At 70.4% G+C, this 21,204-nt stretch carries 22 protein-coding genes; 16 read left to right on the top strand and 6 right to left on the bottom strand.

The window, feature by feature from the left end; translation table 11 throughout:
- Window positions 1-45: 45 nt before the first annotated feature.
- The 3 genes from ACTOWY_RS17975 to ACTOWY_RS17965 all read left to right on the top strand — a co-directional run bounded on the left by ACTOWY_RS17975 (window position 46) and on the right by ACTOWY_RS17965 (window position 2,635).
- Window positions 46-1,026 carry a hypothetical protein gene (locus tag ACTOWY_RS17975; RefSeq protein WP_441310780.1) on the top strand — a complete coding sequence of 327 codons (981 nt, stop codon included), beginning with the start codon at window positions 46-48 and terminating at the stop codon, window positions 1,024-1,026.
- A gap of 184 nt (window positions 1,027-1,210) precedes the next feature.
- A complete protein-coding gene (locus ACTOWY_RS17970; protein ID WP_441310779.1) occupies window positions 1,211-2,041 on the top strand; it encodes a hypothetical protein in 831 nt (276 codons plus the stop codon).
- A 33-nt stretch (window positions 2,042-2,074) separates the two neighbouring features.
- Window positions 2,075-2,635 carry a hypothetical protein gene (locus ACTOWY_RS17965; RefSeq protein WP_441310778.1) on the top strand — a complete coding sequence of 187 codons (561 nt, stop codon included), beginning with the start codon at window positions 2,075-2,077 and terminating at the stop codon, window positions 2,633-2,635.
- Here ACTOWY_RS17965 and ACTOWY_RS17960 read toward each other — a convergent pair.
- From ACTOWY_RS17960 to ACTOWY_RS17950, 3 genes are all read right to left on the bottom strand, one after another.
- Window positions 2,632-3,882, bottom strand: coding sequence for a hypothetical protein (locus tag ACTOWY_RS17960; RefSeq protein ID WP_441310777.1), 1,251 nt, complete (start codon window positions 3,880-3,882; stop codon window positions 2,632-2,634). The genes ACTOWY_RS17965 and ACTOWY_RS17960 overlap by 4 nt on opposite strands.
- A 102-nt stretch (window positions 3,883-3,984) precedes the next feature.
- Window positions 3,985-4,833: an alpha/beta fold hydrolase gene (locus ACTOWY_RS17955; protein WP_441310776.1), complete on the bottom strand. Its 849-nt coding sequence runs from the start codon at window positions 4,831-4,833 to the stop codon at window positions 3,985-3,987.
- Window positions 4,830-5,540: an SDR family NAD(P)-dependent oxidoreductase gene (locus ACTOWY_RS17950; RefSeq protein ID WP_441310775.1), complete on the bottom strand. Its 711-nt coding sequence runs from the start codon at window positions 5,538-5,540 to the stop codon at window positions 4,830-4,832. The genes ACTOWY_RS17955 and ACTOWY_RS17950 overlap by 4 nt, the downstream gene beginning before the upstream one ends.
- 476 nt (window positions 5,541-6,016) lie before the next feature.
- Here ACTOWY_RS17950 and ACTOWY_RS17945 point away from each other — a divergent pair, with 476 nt between their 5' ends.
- Together ACTOWY_RS17945 and ACTOWY_RS17940 are read left to right on the top strand one after the other, a co-directional pair.
- Window positions 6,017-6,232 carry a hypothetical protein gene (locus ACTOWY_RS17945; protein ID WP_441311012.1) on the top strand — a complete coding sequence of 72 codons (216 nt, stop codon included), beginning with the start codon at window positions 6,017-6,019 and terminating at the stop codon, window positions 6,230-6,232.
- Window positions 6,211-6,966 (top strand): YeiH family protein, encoded by a 756-nt coding sequence (locus ACTOWY_RS17940; protein WP_441311007.1) that lies wholly within the window; start codon window positions 6,211-6,213, stop codon window positions 6,964-6,966. Before ACTOWY_RS17945 ends, ACTOWY_RS17940 begins: the two co-directional genes overlap by 22 nt.
- Here ACTOWY_RS17940 and ACTOWY_RS17935 read toward each other — a convergent pair.
- The gene (locus ACTOWY_RS17935; protein WP_247757350.1) at window positions 6,963-7,124 is read right to left on the bottom strand and encodes a hypothetical protein; all 162 of its coding nucleotides are present in this window, start codon (window positions 7,122-7,124) and stop codon (window positions 6,963-6,965) included. The genes ACTOWY_RS17940 and ACTOWY_RS17935 overlap by 4 nt on opposite strands.
- Before the next feature lie 340 nt (window positions 7,125-7,464).
- On the opposite strand from ACTOWY_RS17935, the gene ACTOWY_RS17930 reads away from it, so the two are divergent.
- The 6 genes from ACTOWY_RS17930 to ACTOWY_RS17905 all read left to right on the top strand — a co-directional run bounded on the left by ACTOWY_RS17930 (window position 7,465) and on the right by ACTOWY_RS17905 (window position 13,880).
- Window positions 7,465-8,700, top strand: a complete 1,236-nt coding sequence (locus ACTOWY_RS17930; RefSeq protein ID WP_441310774.1) for an MFS transporter — start codon at window positions 7,465-7,467, stop codon at window positions 8,698-8,700.
- Window positions 8,701-8,911: 211 nt separating this feature from the next.
- Window positions 8,912-9,673, top strand: a complete 762-nt coding sequence (locus tag ACTOWY_RS17925) for a DeoR/GlpR family DNA-binding transcription regulator (protein WP_441310773.1) — start codon at window positions 8,912-8,914, stop codon at window positions 9,671-9,673.
- 112 nt (window positions 9,674-9,785) lie between these two features.
- The gene (locus ACTOWY_RS17920) at window positions 9,786-11,141 is read left to right on the top strand and encodes an ABC transporter substrate-binding protein (RefSeq protein ID WP_441310772.1); all 1,356 of its coding nucleotides are present in this window, start codon (window positions 9,786-9,788) and stop codon (window positions 11,139-11,141) included.
- A gap of 11 nt (window positions 11,142-11,152) precedes the next feature.
- Window positions 11,153-12,064 (top strand): carbohydrate ABC transporter permease, encoded by a 912-nt coding sequence (locus tag ACTOWY_RS17915; RefSeq protein ID WP_441310771.1) that lies wholly within the window; start codon window positions 11,153-11,155, stop codon window positions 12,062-12,064.
- Window positions 12,061-12,885 carry a carbohydrate ABC transporter permease gene (locus ACTOWY_RS17910; protein ID WP_247757358.1) on the top strand — a complete coding sequence of 275 codons (825 nt, stop codon included), beginning with the start codon at window positions 12,061-12,063 and terminating at the stop codon, window positions 12,883-12,885. Before ACTOWY_RS17915 ends, ACTOWY_RS17910 begins: the two co-directional genes overlap by 4 nt.
- A complete protein-coding gene (locus ACTOWY_RS17905) occupies window positions 12,885-13,880 on the top strand; it encodes a zinc-dependent alcohol dehydrogenase family protein (RefSeq protein ID WP_441310770.1) in 996 nt (331 codons plus the stop codon). The genes ACTOWY_RS17910 and ACTOWY_RS17905 overlap by 1 nt, the downstream gene beginning before the upstream one ends.
- Before the next feature lie 51 nt (window positions 13,881-13,931).
- On the opposite strand, the gene ACTOWY_RS17900 is transcribed toward ACTOWY_RS17905, so the two are convergent.
- Window positions 13,932-14,588: a hypothetical protein gene (locus ACTOWY_RS17900; protein ID WP_441310769.1), complete on the bottom strand. Its 657-nt coding sequence runs from the start codon at window positions 14,586-14,588 to the stop codon at window positions 13,932-13,934.
- An 88-nt stretch (window positions 14,589-14,676) separates the two neighbouring features.
- Here ACTOWY_RS17900 and ACTOWY_RS17895 point away from each other — a divergent pair, with 88 nt between their 5' ends.
- Window positions 14,677-15,210: a GNAT family N-acetyltransferase gene (locus ACTOWY_RS17895; RefSeq protein ID WP_441310768.1), complete on the top strand. Its 534-nt coding sequence runs from the start codon at window positions 14,677-14,679 to the stop codon at window positions 15,208-15,210.
- A 25-nt stretch (window positions 15,211-15,235) separates the two neighbouring features.
- Entirely contained in the window at window positions 15,236-17,095 is a 1,860-nt protein-coding gene (locus tag ACTOWY_RS17890) for a hypothetical protein (protein ID WP_441310767.1), read from the top strand.
- A 389-nt stretch (window positions 17,096-17,484) separates the two neighbouring features.
- Here the strand turns inward: ACTOWY_RS17890 and ACTOWY_RS17885 are convergent, their stop codons facing one another.
- On the bottom strand, window positions 17,485-18,234 hold the full coding sequence (locus ACTOWY_RS17885) for an IclR family transcriptional regulator (RefSeq protein WP_441310766.1): 750 nt from the start codon (window positions 18,232-18,234) through the stop codon (window positions 17,485-17,487).
- A 101-nt stretch (window positions 18,235-18,335) separates the two neighbouring features.
- Here ACTOWY_RS17885 and ACTOWY_RS17880 point away from each other — a divergent pair, with 101 nt between their 5' ends.
- Genes ACTOWY_RS17880 through ACTOWY_RS17870 form a run of 3 tightly spaced genes read left to right on the top strand, consistent with a single transcriptional unit; the run spans window position 18,336 to window position 21,204 of the window.
- The gene (locus ACTOWY_RS17880; protein ID WP_441310765.1) at window positions 18,336-19,535 is read left to right on the top strand and encodes a CaiB/BaiF CoA transferase family protein; all 1,200 of its coding nucleotides are present in this window, start codon (window positions 18,336-18,338) and stop codon (window positions 19,533-19,535) included.
- On the top strand, window positions 19,532-20,278 hold the full coding sequence (locus tag ACTOWY_RS17875) for an acetoacetate decarboxylase (RefSeq protein ID WP_441310764.1): 747 nt from the start codon (window positions 19,532-19,534) through the stop codon (window positions 20,276-20,278). The genes ACTOWY_RS17880 and ACTOWY_RS17875 overlap by 4 nt, the downstream gene beginning before the upstream one ends.
- Window positions 20,275-21,204, top strand: a complete 930-nt coding sequence (locus ACTOWY_RS17870) for a 3-hydroxyacyl-CoA dehydrogenase NAD-binding domain-containing protein (protein ID WP_441310763.1) — start codon at window positions 20,275-20,277, stop codon at window positions 21,202-21,204. The genes ACTOWY_RS17875 and ACTOWY_RS17870 overlap by 4 nt, the downstream gene beginning before the upstream one ends.

Here is a 21,204-nt window from a genome sequence, read left to right as displayed (position 1 = left end):
CCTGCCAGCCTGACCGGGACCCGTACCCGACGAAGGGGCCAGAACGTGTTACGAGCCGTAGCTCTGGGAATCGCGCTGAGCGCGGCCCTGGCAACCCCCGCCACCGCAACCCCCGCCACCGCCACCCCCACTCCCACGCACTGCCCCCCACTCATCCAGGGCACCGGCCCCAGCATCCACCCCGAGGGTGTCGCCTACGACGCCGCGCGCGCCAGGTTCCTCATCGGCTCCATCACGCACGGCACCGTCTCCACCGTCGGACCGGACAACCGCGCCGTCACCCTGGTCGACGACCAGCGCCTCATCACCACCATGGGACTGGCCGTGGACAACCTGCGTGGCCGGGTCCTGGTCACCAACGCCGACCTCGGCCGCGGCGACCGCACCACCCCGGAAACCAGGAACCAGCTCGCCGCACTCGGGATCTACGACCTGCGGACCGGCAAGGCGCTGCACTACCTCGATCTCGACAAGCTCATCCCCGACACCCAGAACTTCGCCAACGACCTCGCGCTCGGGCCCGACGGCACCGCCTACGTGACCGACTCGCTCGCGGGCGCCGTCTACCGGGTCACCCCCGACGGGCGGGCCGAGGTCCTGGTCCGCGATCCGCAACTCGCCGGCGCGGTGGGGGCGGGCTGGGGGCTCAACGGGATCGTGTGGACGCCGCACGGGCTTGTCGGCGCGTTGTCGGCCAAGGGTGCGCTGGTGCGGATTCCGTTCCGGGACCCGGCGAAGTTCCACCTGGTCACCTTGGACGCCTCGATCGGCAAGCCGGACGGACTGCTGGTGCGGCCGGGGAACCGGTTGCTGGCGGTGGACAACACCGCGGCGAACCGGATCGTGGAGCTGCGTTCGACCGATGGCTGGCAGACGGCGAGCGTGACCGGGTCCACGCCGTGGGCGGACAAGGCGCCGACCACCATGGTCAACACGCACTGCGGGCCGTACGCGCTGGCCGGGCGCCTGGATGTGCTGCTCGGGGGTGGGCGCAGTGACGAGTTCGTGTTGCGCCGGCTGGGCTAGATAACTTTGCCGATCAGGTAACGGCGGTGAGCAGGCGGGTGGCGGGGTGACCGCGGGTCACCGCACGGGCTGATTCCGGTACACGGCAGCGTTATCGGCGGTGCGGACGGGCGACAACCCCTTCTGCGCCGGCCTGGCGGGCCGGAAACATCGGGGCGGCCGACCGCCTGGATGTGGAGGGACCGTGAACCAGTCACCGACCCCAGCCGCCCGCCGCCGCATCTGGTCCTGGATCGCGGCGGGTGTGCTGTTCGCCGCCCTGCTGCCCGCGCTGCCCGCCTCCGCCACCTCCACCCCGGCGCCGCCGGTCTCCTGCACCGAGGAAGAACGGGCCGCGGACCTGGTCAGGGAACGGGACCGGGTACTGCCCGCGCTCGAACAGGTGCGCACCGTGCGGAACTGGGCGCAGCTCGGGCTGCTCGCGGCGACCGGGTGGGGCGCCCTCGGGCACGGGTTCGTCAGCTTCAAGGGCGCGGGCGTGGCCATCGCGCGGACCGACTCGCCGTTGAGCGGATCGCACGTGGTGATCCCGCTGCCGGTCGGGTCGAAACCGTTGCTGCCGTTGACCATGCCCGACCTGGTGTTCTACGCGCCGAACCCGGAGTCCGGCACCGTCACGCACCCGCACAGTCCCGACTTCCCCTACACCCTGGTCGGCTGGGGTTATTGGGACCTCTACAACCTGGAGCGGCATCCCACCGGACGCGGACCCCTCTGCCTGACCCGGCGGGACTGGCACGTGCACGAGCGCGGCATCCACGACTTCGCCACCTTCGGCTTCGTGCCGGTGCCGCCACGGGAGAGCTTCCAGGGCGAGTCCAGCGGCGCCGAACTGGTGCCGCCGCTGGAACTGCTGCGCAATCCCGGGATCGTCCACAAGCGAGCGTGGAACACGCATCTGTGGCTCACGCCGGACGGAACCACGGTCACCCCGGCCTTCGCCAACCCACACCAGCCGATCCGCGGTCAGGAGCTGCGCTACGGCGAGTGGTTCTTCCAACCGCCGAGCCGGTGATCGGCACTCGCCCGGCCATGTCAAGATGGTGGCATGGGGTGGAGCAGGGGCGGGCGGCTGGGGGCCGTCGCGATGAGTGTTGGTCTGTTGCTGGTGGTGGCGGCTGACGGGTCCGGGGTGGCCGCGAGCAGGGCGAGCGGTTTCGGCGAGCAGGTGCTGGCGCGGGCCGAGACCTGGTACCGGCAGAACCTCCAGTACTCCCAGGAACGCTGCTACCAGAACGGGATCGGCTACGCCGACATCGACTGGGGCGGACCGCTGGGTGGGTGCCGGTGGCCGTATTACCGCACCGACTGCTCCGGGTTCGTCTCCATGACCTGGGGCCTGCGGTTCAGCTACGCCACCCCGCGTCCCGGCGACAGCCCGGACCTGGCCGATGTCGCGCACCGGATCCAGCTGCCGCAGCTGCGCGCCGGGGACATCCTGGTCGCCGACGGCAAGCACGTCCGGTTGTTCGAGCGCTGGCTGGACTACGCCGCGGGCCGGTACCGCGCCTACGATTTCGGCTCCACACCGGTGAAACACCAGGACTACGTGTGGGGCGCACCGGGCGAACACGCCTATCGCCCGATGCGCACCAACAGCCATCCTTAGCTCTTGACGTAGAACCGGTACTCGGTCACCGGGGACAGGTTGCCCGCGCGATCCTTGGCGTAGACCCGCATCCGCTGGCCGTGCGCCTGGGTCGGCGCGTACTCCACGGTCAGCGTGCCGTCGGCGTTCGCGGGCGTGGTGCGCATCCGGTCGCCGTCACCCCAGTGGTAGGCGGTGATATCGCTGACACCGTTGGGGCTGAAGGTGAACTTGCCGGTCACGCCGACCCCGCCGTGGCCCGGTTCCTCGTCACCGGCCGGGTAGTCCGTGGAAACCACTGTGGGAGCCTGGTCCGGGCGGGTGAAGTCGGTGCTGAACCGGCAGGGCGCGCTCGGCGGCGAGATCGCGTTGAACGGGTCGGCCGCGCGCAGGGTCAGTTCGTAGGTCTCGTTGTCCCGCAGGAAGTTCGCCGGTACGTAGCCGTGCGCGTAGTCGGTGGACCGGAAGTCCCCGTCCACCTCCACCCGGTGTGCCGGGTCGCTGGTCGAGGCCAGGGTGAACTTGGCGAGGAGCTGTTCGTTCGGGTCCGGATCCGACATCGTGCCGACCATCCGCGGCTTGGGGTCGTTGATGAACTGGTGCTCCGCCACGCAATCCCGCTTGGCGGACCCGGTCATCAGCGCCAGCCCGGTCGGCGCGTTCGGTGCCCGGTTGTAGCGCACCACCAGCGCGAGCCGCTCGTAGGAACGGCTGTCGGCCGGGTTGAGCTGCGCGGCGCCGGACATCCGCAGCGCCAGGGTGATGCTGGACTTGCGGGAGTGCACCGCCTCGCGCACCAGTTCGTCGGCGGGCCAGGTCACAAAATCGCCAGCGCACGGGCCGAAAGCGTTGGGACCGGCCAGTTTCACCCGCTCCCTTGGCGGATTCAGCCAGGTCGGCTCGCCGTTCCCGTCGGTCACCCATGCCTCGGTGACCCTGGTGCGCTCGCAGTCGCCCGCGGTCTCGATCGCGGACAGGTGCGCGGTCAGCAGCTCCGCGCCGTGCATGCCGGTCAGGTCGAAGGTGAGGTAGACCTTCGACGAGTGGAAACCCTTGTCCAGCCAGGAACCCACCCGCACCTTGTCCTCGGTGACCGGGAACGTGCGCAGCGGCTCGGCGATATCGGTGTGCACCACCTTGGCCGCCTTCAGCGCGGCGTAGCTCCCCCCGTTGGGCAACGGATCCGCCTGCGCGGCCTGCGCCGGGACGGCCAGCCCCGCGCTCAGCGCCGCGGCCACCACCGCGACGGACAGCAAACGAGCCCTCATGTCTTGCTCCTCCCCAGCCGCCCGCGTTCAGGCGGTCCGTGGAGTAGCACCCCCGCGGCGGACTCCGGGTTGCCCAGACAACCCGGGGTTCACTCGTTCAGCCTAGGAAGGGTGGGCGGCGAGATGGTTGAGGAGCAACGGAATCGTCTGATTGGCGCATTCCTCGGGCAGCCAGTGGCTCGCCCCGGCCAGGATCTCCAGGCGATAGGGCGCGTCCACGAACTCGGCGGTGCGCAACGCCGCGCCCCGGCCCAGCGCGCGGTCCGCCGAACCCCACAGGTACAGCGTGGGCGTGCGGATCCGGCCCGCCGGGATGGTGAGTTTCTCGTCCACCGCGCGATACCAGTTCAGGGTGGCGGTCAGCGCACCCGGTTCGGACAGCCTGCGCACGTTGCGCGCCACCAGGTCCGCGGCCACCTTGCCCTCGTAGGCCGCGCGCAGCCGGGCCGCGTCCTCGGCCAGCAGGCTGGCCTCGGCCTGACCGTCGGGGAGCTGGAAGAAACGGACGTAGTCCAGGCGACTGTGCTGGTCCGGGTCCGTTTCCTGTTGCTGTCGCAGTGCGACGGGGTGTGGGGTGGCCAGCACGGAGAGCGAGCGCAGCCGTTCGGGGTGCGCGCTGGCCAGCGCCCAGGCGATGAGGCCGCCCCAGTCGTGCGCGATCAGGTGGAAGCGGGCCGCGCCGAGCGTGGCGGCGAACGACAGCGCGTCGGCGACCAGCAGCGGGACCGTGTAATCGGTGATCTCGGGTGGGCGGGCGCCGACGGCGTAACCGCGCTGGTCCACCGCGACCGCCCGGTAGCCCGCGGCGGCCAGGGCACGCACGTGTTCGGTCCAGCAGTCGGCGAACTCCGGCCAGCCGTGCAGCAGCAGCACCAGTTCGCCGTCGGCTGGGCCCGCGGCGATGGCGGTGTGCCGGTGCGGGCCGTTGTCCAGGGTCAGGTGTTCGATCACGCGGTGCCCACCAGGTCTCGGATGTGGTTCAGCCAGGTCTCATGATCACTCGCGCGGCGCATCAAGTGATCTTGCACTTCGGGGTGCGGCAGGATCAACAGCCGTTCGTCGGCCATCCCGGTGAGCACCGTCTCGGCGACGCGATCCGGGTCGGCGGGGGAACTCGGGCAGACGCAGGAGACCCGCACGTTGTCCTTGGCGTGGTTGAGGTTGAGCCACTCGGCCAGTGCCACCGCGGCGTGCTGGACCACGGTGTGCACCAGGGCCGAGGGCTGGGTCAGCAACCCGGCCGCCGAGGCGGCGAGCACCAGGTAACCGCCCGTCAACCGCATCCGGGGCACCAGCGCCCGCGCCGCCCACACCGGGGAGAGCACGTGCGCCCGCCACAGGGTGTCCCAGATGTCATCCGCCACCTCCGCGCCACCGGGCGGGCCGGTCAGGCCAGGGTTGGCGCAGTAGACGTCGATATCGCCGTGGCGGCGGACCGCGCCGTTGATCAGCGCCAGCACCTCGGACTCGTGCCCGGCGTCGAAGCGGTGCGCGGTCACCACCGGACCGGCCGCCGCGGCCACCGCGCGCGCCCCGGCCAGGTCGAAGTCCGCGGCCACCACCGCCCGCGCCCCTTCCCGCGCGAACCGGTGCACCAGCGCGGCGCCGAGCGGGCTCGCCGCCCCGGTCACCACGATGTGCTTCCCGCTGATCCGCATGCGGGCACACGGTACGAGCGTGGCCGGTTCCGGTCGAGCCGCCCTCGTTGTGCCGCTGCGACATTCTCGAACCCGGTGGTCGGGCCGCTGCTCCGGCAGGACCAGTGGAAAGCGTTTCCTCCGTTGGTAGGACACGACCTTGCCGGAACCGCCCGCACACACGTGTGCATCGGGCGGAAACGGGCGGTGCGCAGCAACTTCCCTGAAGTCGAATCTGTCCGGAAGTGCCAGTCACAGCGCACCTCGGCTCGTCAAGACGGCTTACCCCGAACGGCCGCAGCGGCCACGAATCGTCCCGGTGTCTGAGACGACAACGGCGCCGCTGCCGGCGGCGGGTGGCCGTGATTACCGTCCCCGGCCATGACCGGACCGCGGCCCGCCCGCGCGATCGATGAGGACTGGCTCTCCGTCCTCATCGGACTCGCGCTACTCGCCCTCGCCCTCACCGGCGTCATCCCACCAGGGCTGGTGCCGTGATGACCACGATCGCCCCCGGCCGCACCCTCGGCCACGCCGCGCTCGGCGTGCTCGTGGTGCTCGCCCTGTCCGCGCTGACCCGCTACCTCTCCGCTGCCGTGCCCGCGCTGACCAAGGGCACCGCGCTGGCCGGGATCGGCGCCTCGATCGAGTTCCCGGTGTACGCGATCCTGCTGGGGCTGCTGGACCGGCGATCATCCAGTCGCTGCTGCTGATCACCATCGTCTTCGGCTTCGGCTGGTGGCTGGGCGGACGGCTCGGCCTGGAGGACAAGCTGCGCGCGCTGCTGTCCTCGGCGGTGGCCATCTGCGGGGTCAGCGCGGCCATCGCGGCCGCGGGCGCGGTGCAGGCCAAGAAGGAACAGCTGGCCTACAGCGCCAGCCTGGTGATCGTCTTCGCGCTGCCCTCGATCTTCGTGCTGCCCTGGGCCGCGGCCGCGCTCGGCCTGCCGCCGGAGGTGGCCGGGGCCTGGATCGGCGGCAACATCGACACCACCGCCGCGGTCACCGCGGCCGGTTCGCTGACCGGGCAGAAGGCCCTGGAAATCGCCACCATCGTCAAGGTCACCCAGAACGCGCTGCTGGGCGTGGTCGCGGTGGCGCTGACCGCCTACTTCGCGCTCAAGGTGGAACGCAGCGGGCCCAGTGCGCGCTCGGCGGGAAGCCAGCTGTGGCAACGGTTCCCGAAGTTCGTGCTCGGTTTCCTGGCCGCCTCGGTCCTCACGACCGTCTACATCGGACTGGTGCCGGCGGCGGAGAGCAAGGCCGCGATTGGCGTGGCCAACGACCTGCGCACCTGGTTCCTGATCCTGGCCTTCGTCAGCATCGGCCTGGAGTTCCGGGCGGGCGCGTTGCGCGCGGCGGGCTGGCGGCCGGTGGGTGTCTTCGGCGCGGCGACGGTGGTCAACATCGTCGCCGCCCTCGGCCTCGCGGTGCTGCTGTTCGGTTAGGTGAACAGCCGCTGCACGAAGGTGATCACCGACTCGGCGGCACTGCGGAGCATGCCCAGGATGCCGTGCACGCCACCGGCGGCACCTGTGGGGTCGTTGACGATCAAGTAGATCACCAGAATGACCGCCAACACCACGATCAGCTTCTTCACGTTCACCGGCTCGAGTCCATCCTCATCACTGCCCGTCAACCCAGGACGCGCAACAGCCTCCCATCGAGGGACCGCGAACGTCGAACCGACACACCGTTGGCTTGCACACACCCGTCTGGGGGAGAGTCTAATTTGAAACCGGTCCCCATCGGGTGGAATTCAGGATTCCAGATCCGCAACTCCCGCCGGTGATCATCCATCCGACCATCGGACAATGCTCTGACCTGCGACAATGATCGTCCAACGGTAACTGGTTGCGGATGAAAACAGGTTCTTTCTCCCGCTAGTTCCATTCCACCAATGCAACAACTCGACCGAACGGGTCGCTCTCTGCCACAAAGACCGGATGCTCTCCCCCGTCCCGGTGCACGCGCAGGTGGCGGCCGGTCCCTGGCAGGCACGTCAGTGGTTCTGGCTCAGCTGCGGCGTCTTCGGCGTGCTCGGCTTCGGCAGCGCCCTGCTCGGCCCGACCCTGGGCGACCTGGCGCAGGCCCTGGCCATCACGCTGCCACTGGCCGGGTCGATCCGCTCCGGCCGCCAGCTCGGCCAGTTCCTCGCCTCGGTGAGCTGCGCCTGGCTGGGCGCCAAGCTGTCCACCGCGCTGCTCGGACTGGCCGGGTTCCTCTGCTACTCCGCCGGACTCCTGCTGCTGCTCCTGCCAGCCGGGCTGCCGGTGGCGGTCCTGGCAGCCGTGCTGTGGGGCCTTGGCCAGGGCGGGCTGCACGTGGTGTGCAACGCCGAAGTGGTGGCCCGGATGGGCGACCAGGCGCCGCGGCACGTGGCCCAGCTGCACTTCTGGTACTCCCTGGGCTCCATCGCCGGACCGCTGCTGGTCTACCTGTGCCGGCTCACCGGGCACTGGGGCGCGGCCTACGCGCTGGCCGCAGGCACCATGGCGGTGCTGGGCCACCGTCTGTTCCGGCACCGGGCCACGCCCGTTTCGGAACTGAACCGGGCAGCCACGCCGCGGCTGCCGATCGGGCTCGCGGTGCTCGCCGCGCCGATGGTGGCGGTCTCCGCGGTGAACATGATGAACGCCGGACTGGCCGACTGGTCCTACCAGAACGCGGTGCTGGTCGCCGCCGCCGGACCGGCCGCGGCCACCGCGGTGACCTCGGCGTTCTGGATCAGCGTCGCGGTGGGCAGGCTGATCTCGGTACGCCTGGTGGACCTGCTGGGCACCGGCCCGCTGCTGGTCGCCGCGGCCGCGGTGGCCACCGTCGGCACCGGCGGCATCGTGCTGTGGGGACCGCACATCCCCAGCCTCACCGCGGCCACCGCACTCGCCGGCCTCGGCATCGCCCCGCTGTACCCGCTGGTCACCGCCCTGGGTGCGGCCGCGACCGACTCCCCCACCACCGCGGCGGGCGTGCTGTCCGCGGCCGCGGCGGCCTCCGCGGCACTCGGACCGATGGCGCAGGGCTTCCTCGGCGGCGGACAGGACGGCGGGATGGTCCTGGTCGCCGCGCTGGCACTGCCCCTGGTGATCGGCGTGGTGCTCACCGTGCGCCAGGACCGGGCGCGAAAAGTCACCCTCCCGGGTGCTCATGGAGAAGGTCCGGGCCACCACCCGGGCAGCTAGATCACGCGAAACAGGCAGCACGCCTGCCCAGGTGGATCGATTACCTGGGGAAACCCCAGGTCCGGCGCCGCCAAGACGGGCAGCAAACGGGCATAACCACGCCAGGCTGTGGCGCTGGCCACAGCGTTTCAGTGGTGTTACACCTATGCACCAAGCCCGAACGGGCACAGTCGAGCCCAGGATCGACGCCCGAACGGACAAGGAGGTCTGGATGCAGGCGGAGGACCGCAAGCGACGCATCCTGGCCAGGGCCCGAGCCGACGGCAAGGTCGACGTGATGGCCATGGCCAGCGAGTTCGGGGTCGCGCCGGAAACGGTGCGCCGCGACCTCAAGACCCTCGGCGAACACGGGCTGCTGCGCCGCACGCACGGCGGCGCGCTGCCGGTGGAGAGCGCCGGGTTCGAGACCGGACTGGCCTTCCGGGCCGCGTCCATGGTCCCGGAGAAGCAGCGCATCGCACGGGCCGCGGCCGACCGCCTGGACGAGGCCGAGACGGTGTTCATCGACGAGGGCTTCACCCCGCACCTCATCGCCGAACACCTGCCGGCCAACCGGCCGCTGACCGTGGTCACCGCCTCACTGCCGACCGCGGCGGCGATGTCGGAGCAGCCCAGCGTCACCGTGCTGCTGCTCGGCGGGCGGGTCCGCGGCCGCACCAAGGCCACCGTGGACCACTGGGCGATCCGGATGCTGAGCGAACTGGTCATCGACCTGGCCTACATCGGCGCCAACGGCATCTCCCGCGAACACGGGCTGACCACCCCGGACCCGGTGGTCAGCGCGGTCAAGGCGCAAGCGATGCGGTCCTCCCGGCGGAAGATCTTCGTCGGCGTGCACACCAAGTTCGGCGTGGCCAGCTTCAGCAAGTTCGCCGCCGTCGGCGACTTCGAGGCGATCATCACCGACACCACGCTGTCCCCGACCGAGGCCCACCGCTACGCCCTACTGGGCCCCAAGGTCCACCGCGTCTAACCCCACCCCCGTACTGGCCGCTCTCCTACACCGACTTGGCCCAACTGGCACACCCACTTGGGCCAACTCGGCGTACGACTTGGGCCAACTCGTCACACTCGAAAGGAAGACGATGAGGTCTCCTCTGCCACGCAGGCTCGGGGCGATCGCGGCGTGCTCGCTACTGCTGACCGCGGGATGCGCGGGCGCGGGCGGCATCGGCGATCCGGACGACCCGAACTCGATCAACGTGCTGATGGTGAACAACCCGCAGATGCTGGACATCCAGCGGCTCACCGCCCAGCACTTCACCAGCCGCAGCGGCGTGAAGGTGAACTTCACCGTGCTGCCGGAGAACGACGTCCGGGACAAGATCAGCCAGGACTTCACCAGCCAGGCCGGGCAGTACGACATCGCCACCCTGTCCAACTACGAGGTGCCGATCTACGCCAAGAACAAGTGGCTGGCGCCCCTGGATCCCTTCATCGCCGCCGATCCCGGCTTCGACCAGCAGGACATCCTGGAGCCGATCCGGCAGTCGCTGACCGCCGCCGACGGCAAGGTCTACGCCCAGCCCTTCTACGGCGAGTCCTCCTTCCTGATGTACCGCAAGGACATCCTGGCCGCCAAGAACCTCTCCATGCCGGATCGGCCCACCTGGCAACAGGTCGCCGACATCGCGTCCAAAGTGGACGGTGCCGAGGCCGGGATGAAGGGCATCTGCCTGCGCGGCCAGCCCGGCTGGGGACAGCTGATGGCGCCGCTGACCACCGTGGTCAACACCTTCGGCGGCACCTGGTTCACCCAGGACTGGCAGGCGAAACTGGACTCCCCCGAGTTCACCGAGGCCACCAAGTTCTACGTCGACCTGGTCCGGAACCACGGTGAAGCCGGTGCCCCGCAAGCCGGTTTCGCCGAATGCCTGAACAACATGACCCAGGGCAAGACGGCCATGTGGTACGACGCCACCTCCGCCGCCGGGCTCCTGGAAGCCGCGGACTCCCCGGTACGCGGCAAGCTCGGCTTCGCCCAGGCGCCGGTGGTCAAGACCAAGAGTTCCGGCTGGCTCTACACCTGGGCCTTCGCCGTGCAGCAGGCATCCACGAAGCAGCAGGCGGCCTGGAAGTTCCTGTCCTGGGCCAGTGGCAAGGACTACGAGACCGTGGCCGGCCAGCAGCTCGGCTGGTCCAAGGTCCCCGACGGCAAACGCGCCTCCACCTACCAGCGGCCGGAATACCTGAAGCTGGGCGGTTCCTACGCCGATGCCACCCGCACCGCCATCGCCACCGCCGACCCGCGCAACCCCGGCGTGCAACCCCGGCCCGCCTACGGCATCCAGTTCGTCGGCATCCCCGAGTTCACCAACCTCGGCACCCAGGTCTCCCAGGAGATCAGCTCGGCCATCGCCGGACGGCAGAGCGTGGCGGAGGCCCTGAAGTCCGCGCAAGGCCTGGCGGACAAGGTCGCCGCGAAGTACCGGAAGTCCTGAGAGGAGGAACGATGACCACCCTCGCCACCCGCCCCAGCCCGCCCGCCCAGCCACGCGGACTGTCCACGGCGGCCCGCTGGGCCCGGCGCGCGCCACTGCTGCCCGCGCTGATCTTCACCATCGCGGTCACCCAGCTCCCGTTCGTGGCCACCCTGGTGATCTCCTTCCTGCAGTGGAACTCCCTGGCCCCGGAGAACCGCGGCTTCGCCTGGCTGGACAACTACCTGGCCGTGGTCACCGACCCGAACCTGCGGTCCTCGGTGCTCACCACCATCCTGCTCACCGCTAGCGTGGTGCTGGTCAGCCTGATCCTCGGGCTGGGGCTGGCCCTGTTGCTGGACAACAAGTTCCGCGGCCGCGGCCTGGTCCGCACGATGCTGATCGCGCCGTTCCTGGTGGTCCCGGTGGCCGCCGCGCTGCTGTGGAAGCACGCGCTGTACAACCCGGAATACGGGCTGTTCAACGGGATCCTCGGCATCGAGCTGGACTGGATCAGCGAGATGCCGCTGATCGCGGTGATCGCCTCGCTGGTCTGGCAGTGGACGCCGTTCATGATGCTGATCCTGTTGGCCGGTCTGCAATCCCGTCCGCTGGACGCGGTGGAGGCGGCCTCCATCGACGGCGCCAGCGGCTGGCAGGTCTTCCGCTACCTGACCCTGCCGCACCTGCGCCAGTACCTGGAACTGGGCGGGCTGCTCGGCTCGATCTACATCGTGCAGAACTTCGACGCGGTCTTCACCATCACCTCCGGCGGCCTGGACACCGCGAACCTGCCCTACACCATCTACCAGACCTTCTACCAGGCACACGATTACGGCGCGGCCTCCGCGGCCGGGGTGGTCGTGGTGATCGGCTCGATCATCATCGCCACCTTCGCCCTGCGCGCGGTGTCCTCCCTGCTGAAAGACGAGGTGACCCGATGACCCGCCGCGCCTGGCGCCCGTGGGGCGCGCTGGCCTGGTTCGCCGGCATCCTGTTCTTCCTGCCGGTGGCCTGGATGGTGCTGACCTCGCTGCACAGCGAGTCCGACGCGGCGACCAACCCGCCGTCGGTGCTGGCCCCGCTCACCTTCAGCGGGTACGCGGAGTTCTTCGGCGCGGACGGCGGCGCGAGTCCATGGCCGCCGCTGCTCAACTCGGTCACCGCGAGCGTCGGCTCGACGATTCTTGTGCTGCTGCTGGCTGTTCCGGCCGCCTACGCGCTCTCCATCCGGCCGGTGCGGAAGTGGAGCGATGTGCTCTTCTTCTTCCTCTCCACCAAGATGCTGCCGGTGGTCGCCGGACTGCTGCCGATCTACCTGATCGCCCAGTACACCGGGCTGCTGGACAACATCTCCTTCCTGGTGGTGCTCTACACCTCGATGAACCTGCCGATCGCGGTGTGGCTGATGCGCTCCTTCCTGGCCGAGATCCCCAGGGAGATGCTGGAGGCCGCCGCGCTGGACGGCGCCGGCCTGATCACCACGCTGCGCCGGGTGGTCGCCCCGGTGGCCATGCCCGGCATCGCGGCCACCGCGTTGATCTGCTTCATCTTCAGCTGGAACGAGCTGCTCTTCGCCCGGGTGCTGACCGGGGTCGTCGCGGGCACCGCGCCGGTCTTCCTCACCGGGTTCGTCACCAGCCAGGGCCTGTTCCTGGCCAAGATGTGCGCCGCGGCCACCGTGGTGTCACTGCCGGTGCTCATCGCCGGTTTCGCCGCCCAGGACAAGCTGGTCCAGGGCCTGTCGTTGGGAGCTGTGAAGTAATGAAGGCCGCCGTCATCACCGGAGTCGGTCAGGTCGAGGTCACCACGGTGCCCGATCCCACTCCCGGCCCCCGTGAGGTCGTCGTCGAGGTCTCCGCCTGCGGCCTGTGCGGCACTGATCTGCATATCCTGCAAGGGGAATTCGCGCCCACCCTGCCGGTGATCCCCGGGCACGAGTTCGCCGGTGTGGTGGTGGAGACCGGCAAGGACGTCACCGAGGTCCGCGCCGGGGACCGGGTCGCGGTGGATCCCTCGCTGTACTGCCACGAATGCCGTTACTGCCGGCTGGGCCGCAACAACCTGTGCGAGCGCTGGGCCGCCATCGGCGTGACCAATCCCGGTGGCGCGGCCCAGTTCGCGGTGGCCCCGGTGGCCAACTGCGTCAAGCTGCCCGAGCACGTGCGCACCGAGGACGCGGCGCTGATCGAACCGCTCTCCTGCGCGGTCCGCGGCTACGACATCCTCAACTCCCAGCTGGCCAGCCGGGTGCTCATCTACGGCTCCGGCACCATGGGCCTGATGATGCTCGAACTGGGCAAGCGCACCGGCGCGGCCAGCATCGAGATGGTCGACCTCAACCCGGACCGGCTGGCCACCGCACAGCAGCTCGGCGTCACCGGCACCGCCACCAACGCCGACGAGCTGGACCGGCCGCGGGGCTGGGACGTGGTCATCGACGCCACCGGCAACGAGAAGGCCATCCAGGACGGCCTCGGCCGGGTCGCCAAGGGCGGCACCTTCCTGCAGTTCGGCGTCTCCGACTACTCCGCGCGGGCGGTGATCGAGCCGTACAAGATCTACAACCAGGAGATCACCATCACCGGCTCGATGGCCGTGCTGCACTCCTACGAACGCGCCGCCGACCTGTTCGCCGCCGGCGTGCTGGACCCGGAGATCTTCATCAGCCACCGCCTGCCCCTGGCTGACTACGCCGAGGCGCTGGAGTCCTTCCGGCGCGGCGAGGGCCGCAAGATCCAGGTCCTGCCCGGCGCCTGACCCGAGAGCGCCCCCGCCGCCCGCCGCGGCGGGGGCGCTCCGGCCACAACCTCAGAGGAAGTTGATCGAACCCCGCCGGGACACGTCCAGGGTCACGTCCTTCAACGTGATCTGGCGGCCGCCGGCCGACACGGTCCGGTACTGGCACTTGAACTCGGTCTTCTTGCCCGGCTCGACCAGCTGCGCGGCCGGCAGCTGGTCGCAGCGCAGCTCATCGCCCCGCCGCTGGTACTGCTCGGCGAACAACGCGTGCACCGCCTCGGCCTGCAGCACGCCCTTGAGCGGCTTCATCGTGTATTTGACCAGCATGTCCGACTCCTTGAAGTCGTCGGAGACGGTGATCTGCCACGGCACCTGCAGGCCGTTGTAGGTGACCGTGCAGTCGGTGATCCCGCCTGCCTTGAACACGATCTTGTCGTCCTTGCAGGAGCCGGCGACCTCGCCGCGGAACTGCACCATGATCAGGGTCTGCAGGCGCAGCTCCTGCACCATCTTCTTCAGCGGCGGCGCGTCGAGCGGCTCGTCCGGGACGAGCTTGCGCGCCTCCTCCGACTTCAGCGGCGCCGCCTTGCCCGGCGTGATCAGCACGGCCCGTGGCGTGCCCTCGATCGGCACCGCCTCCGCCGCGCCCACGATGGACCGGGTGCCGCAACCGGTCAGTGCCAGCAAGGCCAGCGCCAGTGCACCGGCGATCCCCCCATAACGCATGGTCAGAGCCTAGACGACGGACCGGCCGAGCCGGCGCCGGGCACCCTGGTCGTGGCGGCGCGATCTTGTACCGGGGGATACTGGACACATGACCAGAAAACTTCCGGGGTACCTGACCGCGCGCGAGCCGGTGGAAGCCGATCACGCCAAGGTCACCGTGGCCCTGTCCACCTGGTGGGGTGGCCTTGGCGGGGCCGCTGGCGAGCAGCAGCGGGCGTTGCTGGTGCCCCGGCTGATGTTCCAGCACTTCGCCACCAGCAGCACGGTGCTCGAACGCGACGGGCGGATCGCCGCGTTCCTGATCGGTTTCCTGTCCCAGTCCCGGCCGCGGGAGAGCTACATCCACTTCGTCGGGGTGGACCCGGCCCTGCGCGGCCTGGGGGTCGGCGGCTGGCTGTACGAGCGGTTCTTCGCGCACAGCAGGGCCAACGGGCGCACCGTGGTGCGGGCGATCACCTCCCCGACCAACGCGGGCTCGCACGCCTTCCACACCCGGATGGGCTTCCTCACCGAGCCCGGGCCGGCCGAGTTCGAGGGCCGTCCGGTGCAGCCCGACTACGACGGCCCCGGCCTGGACCGCCTCAGCTTCCGGCTCGACCTGGGCGATTCCCCCACGCCGTGACCCGCGGTCCGGGCACACTCATCCGGTGATCATCCGAGCACTGGCCGCCGCGGTCGCGCTGACCGCCACCGGCCTGCAACCAGCCGCGGCCGCCCCCGCGGCGATCGAACCGTGTTCCGCGGTCTCCGTCGGACCAGCCCAGGTCGTCGTGGACAACGCCACCCGGCTCGGCCTTGGCCTGAAGGGCTGGCCGGACACCGCCTTCGGGGTGCTGCCCGAAGGCGGTGGCCAGTACCGGTTCCTGTCCGTCTCCGCGCTGGTGCCCTCCGGCAACATCAACCAGAGCATCTCGACCACCCGCGGCACCCTGGACAATCCGGTGGCCGGCGGGGCCAAACACGGACAGGTGCAGAACATCCCGGCGGGCTACCAGTATGCGGGCGGCGGCCCGGTCTTCCGCGATCCGGGCAGTGGCCTGGTGCTGCAGATGCTGCACCTGGAACGCAGCCTGGACGGGCCGAATCACCAGTTCTACTCCGACCTGCACCTGGGCCTGCACGACCCGGCCACCGGCCACACCCGGCGGCTCGGCGAGATCATCGCCCCGGACATGGACTTCGCCACCGCGCACCAGCACAAGCTGACCGCCGACATCGGCACGTCCAGCTTCGTGCTGCGCGACGGTTTCCTGTACGCCTACTTCCCGGATTACTCCTTCGACAACGGCAAGTGGGTCAACACCCCGCTGTCGGTGGCCCGCGCCCCACTGGCCAAGGTGATCGCGGCGGCCAAGCAGGGCAAGGCCAGCGAGTGGAAGAAGTACCACCAGGGCGCCTGGAACTCCCCCGGCCGCAACGGGCCTTCCAGCGCGGTCCGTGAGCAGGGCGTCGGCGCCTGGCATCCCAGCGTGGTCAGGACCACCCGCGGCGGCACGATCATGGTGGCGGGCAACAGCATCACCGAGTTCGTACTGGCCACCTCGCCGGACGGGATCACCGGCTGGTCCGGCCCGACCACCCTGTTCCGCGACCCCGAACGCGGCAACGCCTACCCCACCATCGTCGGCACCGGCGCCGATCCGTCCATTGTGGACAAGGAATTTTACCTGTACTACCTGCAGTGGGCCAAGGCCGGTGACTGGGCGAACGCGGTGGCCATGCGCCGCCACGTCACCTGCGTCGCCGGCCGCACCCTGCCGAGGACCACGCTGACCGGCTACGTCAACGGCGCCCAGCACCGCACCAGCACGGTCCTGGACCGCACCCCGGGCTTCGCCCCCGAGCCCGGCAAGCTGTGGCAGCTGGACACCGCGGCCACGCCGGGCACCGTCCCGCTCTACGGCTGCCGCAACGGCACCGACCACTACCTGTCCCTGGCCGCGGGCTGCGACTCGCCCCAACACGCGGTGCTGCAGAGCGAGGGCCGGATCAACACCGCCGCACCCCCGGCCACGCCGTCAACCCCGTTGTACCGCTGCAAATCCGGCGGCGACCACTTCACCTCGACCGCGGCGAACTGCGAGGGCCGCGGCACCCAGGACCAGGTCCTCGGCCACGCCCTGACCAGCACCCAGCGGGCGTTCAGCCGGTTCTACGACGGCCGCGAACACTGGGACACCAGCGGCCCGGTCACCGCCAAGTACGCGCTGGAACACCGCTGGTTCCTGGAAACCGCGGCACAGCCGGGCACCGTCGCGCTGTACGGCTGCGCCTACACCAGTGTCAAGGGCCGCAACCACTTCGTCTCCACCCAGTCCGGCTGCGAGAACCAGACCGTGCTGCGCACCGAGGGCTGGGCCTACCTGGAGCAGCCCAGCGCACCGTCGATCCCGCTGTACCGGTGCTACTGGCCGGAGCAGGACGACCATTTCCTGTCCCCGCACGAGAACTGCGAGGGCGTCCCCGGCGGCCGCAACGAAGGCCGCCTGGGCTACGCGCTGACCTGAGCCACGCGGTCCGCATCCCAGTACCACTTGGGCCAACTGGTACGCCCACTTGAGCCAACCCGGCGTACCAGTTGGCCCAACTCGCCGGAAGATCGGCACGCCAGGGCGGGTTCACCACCAGCGTCCGCCACGGATCCGGCTCCGCGGCCGCTCAGCCACCGCCGCTCAGCCACCGCCCCGGCGCCAACGGCCGCCCGCCGCGGTGCCATCCGCCCGCCTCCGCCAACCCCGCCCGCGACCCGTCACTCCACCAGCCCAGGAATCCCCGGCCCGCCAATCCCTCGGCCCACCGCGTCCCGGCTTGTCGCTCCCCCACTCATCACTCCACCCCATTCACCGCTTCGCCAGCCGCCCAGCCCACTCCCGCACCTCAGCCAGCTCCACCCCACTCACCGCTCCACCGGCCGCCCCGCCCACTCCCGCACCGCCGACACCAGCACCTCGGCCAGCTCCGCCAACCGCTCCCCCACCGCCTCCCGCCGCCCCGCCAGCGACACCGCCCCCACCACGGCCCCCTCGGCCCACACCGGCGCCGCCACCGCCGCGATCCCGCGCAGCATCGGCCCGCTGTCCCCCAGCGAGAACCCGTCCTCCCGGATCTCCGCCAGCTCCCCCAGCAACCCCAGCGCGGCCTGCGCCTCGCCGCCCACGTGCGCGCTCACCACCTCATGCCGCTCCCGCTCCGGCAGGTGCGCCAGCAGCACCCGCCCCACCGCGGTCTCCGGCAGCGGCGTGCGCAACTGCCGCACTGTCAGGTAATTGAACGGATCGTCCGTGCCAGCCCAGTCCACGTACACCGAGGCGTCCCCCAGCCGCACCGCCAGCACCGCGCTGCACCGGTGCTCCCGGGACAGCGTCACCAGGTCCGCGTGCCGCACCACCCTGGCCGGCACCCGTCCGGCCCGCAGCGACAGCAGGTACGGCGCGGCGCCCAGGGTGAAGCGGTGGTCGGCTTCGTCCAGATAGCCGACCGCGACCAGGCCGTTGACCAGCTTCTGGATCGAGGAGACCGGGGCGTCCAGGCGCAGCGCGAGCTGGGTCAGCCCCAGCCCCTGGGGCTCGGTGGCCACGGTTTCCAAGATCGCGGCGATCCGGTCGACCGCGCGGTGATGTGGGCGTTTGGCGGCGAGATCGGACATCGCGACTCCTTACCTATATGGATAGCACCGTATCACATTGCGTAAGATCCTTAGCCTACCTAAGTTCGGAGGTGACCGGAGCACAACGAGGAAGGACCGTGATGACCGAGAACAGGGGCGCGCTCGACGGGATCCGGATCATCGACCTCTCCACCGTGGTGATGGGCCCGTACGCGACCCAGATCCTCGGCGACCTGGGCGCCGATGTGATCAAGGTGGAGGCGCCTGCCGGGGACATGAGCAGGCTGTCCACCCCGGCACGCAACGCGGGCATGGGCGCGCTGGCGCTCAACGTCAACCGGAACAAGCGGGCCATCGCGCTCGATCTCAAGCAAGCACAGGGCAAAGAGGTCTTCCTCGACCTGGTGCGCACCGCCGACGCGCTGGTCACCAACATGCGTCCCGGCGCGCTCGCCCGTCTCGGCCTTGGCTACGAAGACCTCACCGCGGTCAACCCGAACCTGGTGTACTGCAACGCCCAGGGCTTCCGCAGCGACTCCTCCCTGGCCGGCCGGGCCGCCTACGACGAGATCGTGCAGGCCACCTCCGGCACCGCCGACCTGATGCGCCGCGCCACCGGCACCCCCACCTACATGCCGACCATCCTCGGCGACAAGGTCAGCGGGCTGACCATCGTCTACGCGGTGCTCGCCGCGCTGCTGCACCGTCAGCGCACCGGCGAGGGCCAGCGGGTGGAGGTGCCGATGACCGACACCATGCTGGCGTTCAACCTGGTCGAGCACCTCGCGGGCCGCACTTTCGAGCCCGCGCAAGGGCTCCTGGGTTTCCCGCGCTCGCTCGCGCCCGGCCACCGTGCCGTGCGCACCGCCGATGGCTGGGCCTGCATCCTGCCCTACAGCCGTAAAAACCTCCTCGACTTCTTCACCGAGGCCGGTGCGCCCGAGCTGGCCGAGGATCCCCGGTTCAGCACGGCCGAGTCCCTCGCCGAGCACTTCGGCGACCTCTACGAGCTGATCGAGAAGTTCGCCGTGCGACGAGACACCGCGGACTGGGAGGCCGCCTGCGCGCGGCTGAGCATCCCGTTCGCCCCGGTGCTGGACCTGGACCAGGTGACCGAGGACGGCTACGTCCGCGAGGTCGGCCTGCTGGAGACCGCCGAGCACCCGACCGAGGGCGCCTACCGGGTGATCGGTTCGCCGGTCCGCTTCTCCGCCACCCCGGCCGGTCTGCGCAGGCACGCGCCGCGGCTGGGCCAGGACAACGACGAGGTGCTGGCCGAACTCGGCTACCCGCCGGAACAGCGCCGCGCGCTCGCCGAGAACGGGGTCACCGCGTCATGAAGGCAGCCGATGTGGCCCGCAGGCTGGTCACCCCGCTCACCGCACCCGCCTACCCTGCCGCACGCACCCGCTTCCGCGACCGCGAGTACCTGAACATCGTGTACCGCACCGACCCGGACGCCCTGCGCGCCGTGGTCCCGGAACCCCTCGAGATCGAGGAACCGCTGGTCCGCTTCGAGATCATGCGGATGAACCAGGCCAGCAACTACGGCCCCTACACCGAGGCGGGCCAGGTCATCCCGGTCCGCTTCGGCGCCGAACGCGGCGAGTACCTGCACCAGATGTACCTCGACAGCTTCGCCGCCACCGCCGCCGGGCGCGAGCTGGCCGCCTATCCCAAGTCGATGGGCTCGCCCGCGCTCTTCGCCGAGCACGGCGCCCTGGTCGGCACCCTGGACCTCGGCTCGCAGCGGGTGGCCACCGCGACCATGGGCTACCAGCACCGGCCCCTGGACTTCGAGCTGGCCAGGGCGCAGATCGCGGTGCCCACGTACATGCTCAAGATCGTCCCTGGCTATGACGGCAAGCCCCGAATCTGCGAGCTGGCCCGCACCCAGATCACCGACCTGACGATCAAGGACGCCTGGACTGGTCCCGCCCGCCTGCAGCTGTTCGAGCACGTGCTCGCGCCACTGGCCGACCTGCCGGTCCGCGAGATCGTCTCGGCCAGCCACATCATCACCGACCTCACGCTCGCCCCGCTCCGGCCGGTGCACGACTACCTGCGAGGGAGCCAGTCATGAGCCGCACCATCGCGGTCGTCGGCGCCGGCGTCATCGGCCTGTCCTGGACGACCCTGTTCCTGGCCAAGGGTTTCCAGGTCCGGCTGTGCGACCCGCGCCCCGACCTGGCCCAGATCGCCACCGCCGCCATCCCCGAACTCGCACCCACCGTCCCCGGCTTCACCGGCGAGGCGGCCGAACTGCTCACCCGCCTGGAGTGCACCGCCGACACGCTCAACGCCGTGCGGGATGTGCACGCCGTTCAGGAGAACGGCCCGGAGGACCTGGAGTTCAAGCAGGACCTGTTCGCCGCACTGGAGAAGGCGGCCCCGCCGGACGCGCTGCTGCTGTCCTCCACCTCCGGCCTGGTGCCCAGCCTGCTCGGGGCGCGCATGGCCGACCCGGGCCGGGTACTGGTCGGGCACCCGTTCAACCCGCCGCACCTGCTGCCCCTGGTCGAACTGGTCCCGCACCCGGACACCGCCGCCGAACTGGTCGAGCGCGCCGCCGGGTTCTACCGCGGCCTCGGCAAGGTCCCGGTCACCCTGCGCACCGAGAGCCGCGGTTTTGTGGCCAACCGGTTGCAGGGCGCGCTGTTCGCCGAGGCGGTCACCCTGGTCCAGGACGGCGTGGTCACCCCGGCCGAACTGGACCTGATCGTGCGCAACTCCCTCGGCATCCGCTGGGCCGCGGTCGGCCCGTTCGAGGCCCTGCACCTGGGCGGTGGCCCCGGCGGCCTGCGGCACCTGCTCACCCACCTCGGCCCCGGCATGGCCCGCGGCTGGGCCCAGTGCCGCACCCCTGTCCTCGATGAGTCCACAGTGGACACCCTGGCCACCGCGGCCGACCAAAACTTCGGCAGCGCCGACTACCCCGGCCGCACCCGGCGCCGCGACGACCGGCAACTGGCGATCCTGGCCGCGCTCACCACCACCGAAGGAGCCTGA

Origin of the sequence: Crossiella sp. CA198, assembly GCF_052078295.1 — a bacterium.
Taxonomy (GTDB): domain Bacteria; phylum Actinomycetota; class Actinomycetes; order Mycobacteriales; family Pseudonocardiaceae; genus Crossiella.
Note: the sequence above shows the minus strand (reverse complement) of the source record. Positions and strands in the feature narration are given on the sequence as shown.

Excerpts from the sequence above, each read along its gene's own strand:
- ACTOWY_RS17965 (WP_441310778.1), top strand. The coding sequence starts at position 2,075 with ATGGGGTGGAGCAGGGGCGGGCGGCTGGGGGCCGTCGCGATGAGTGTT.
- ACTOWY_RS17960 (WP_441310777.1), bottom strand. The coding sequence starts at position 3,882 with ATGAGGGCTCGTTTGCTGTCCGTCGCGGTGGTGGCCGCGGCGCTGAGC.
- ACTOWY_RS17950 (WP_441310775.1), bottom strand. The coding sequence starts at position 5,540 with ATGCGGATCAGCGGGAAGCACATCGTGGTGACCGGGGCGGCGAGCCCG.
- ACTOWY_RS17945 (WP_441311012.1), top strand. The coding sequence starts at position 6,017 with ATGACCACGATCGCCCCCGGCCGCACCCTCGGCCACGCCGCGCTCGGC.
- ACTOWY_RS17930 (WP_441310774.1), top strand. The coding sequence starts at position 7,465 with ATGCTCTCCCCCGTCCCGGTGCACGCGCAGGTGGCGGCCGGTCCCTGG.
- ACTOWY_RS17925 (WP_441310773.1), top strand. The coding sequence starts at position 8,912 with ATGCAGGCGGAGGACCGCAAGCGACGCATCCTGGCCAGGGCCCGAGCC.
- ACTOWY_RS17920 (WP_441310772.1), top strand. The coding sequence starts at position 9,786 with ATGAGGTCTCCTCTGCCACGCAGGCTCGGGGCGATCGCGGCGTGCTCG.
- ACTOWY_RS17915 (WP_441310771.1), top strand. The coding sequence starts at position 11,153 with ATGACCACCCTCGCCACCCGCCCCAGCCCGCCCGCCCAGCCACGCGGA.
- ACTOWY_RS17910 (WP_247757358.1), top strand. The coding sequence starts at position 12,061 with ATGACCCGCCGCGCCTGGCGCCCGTGGGGCGCGCTGGCCTGGTTCGCC.
- ACTOWY_RS17905 (WP_441310770.1), top strand. The coding sequence starts at position 12,885 with ATGAAGGCCGCCGTCATCACCGGAGTCGGTCAGGTCGAGGTCACCACG.
- ACTOWY_RS17900 (WP_441310769.1), bottom strand. The coding sequence starts at position 14,588 with ATGCGTTATGGGGGGATCGCCGGTGCACTGGCGCTGGCCTTGCTGGCA.
- ACTOWY_RS17895 (WP_441310768.1), top strand. The coding sequence starts at position 14,677 with ATGACCAGAAAACTTCCGGGGTACCTGACCGCGCGCGAGCCGGTGGAA.
- ACTOWY_RS17885 (WP_441310766.1), bottom strand. The coding sequence starts at position 18,234 with ATGTCCGATCTCGCCGCCAAACGCCCACATCACCGCGCGGTCGACCGG.
- ACTOWY_RS17880 (WP_441310765.1), top strand. The coding sequence starts at position 18,336 with ATGACCGAGAACAGGGGCGCGCTCGACGGGATCCGGATCATCGACCTC.
- ACTOWY_RS17875 (WP_441310764.1), top strand. The coding sequence starts at position 19,532 with ATGAAGGCAGCCGATGTGGCCCGCAGGCTGGTCACCCCGCTCACCGCA.
- ACTOWY_RS17870 (WP_441310763.1), top strand. The coding sequence starts at position 20,275 with ATGAGCCGCACCATCGCGGTCGTCGGCGCCGGCGTCATCGGCCTGTCC.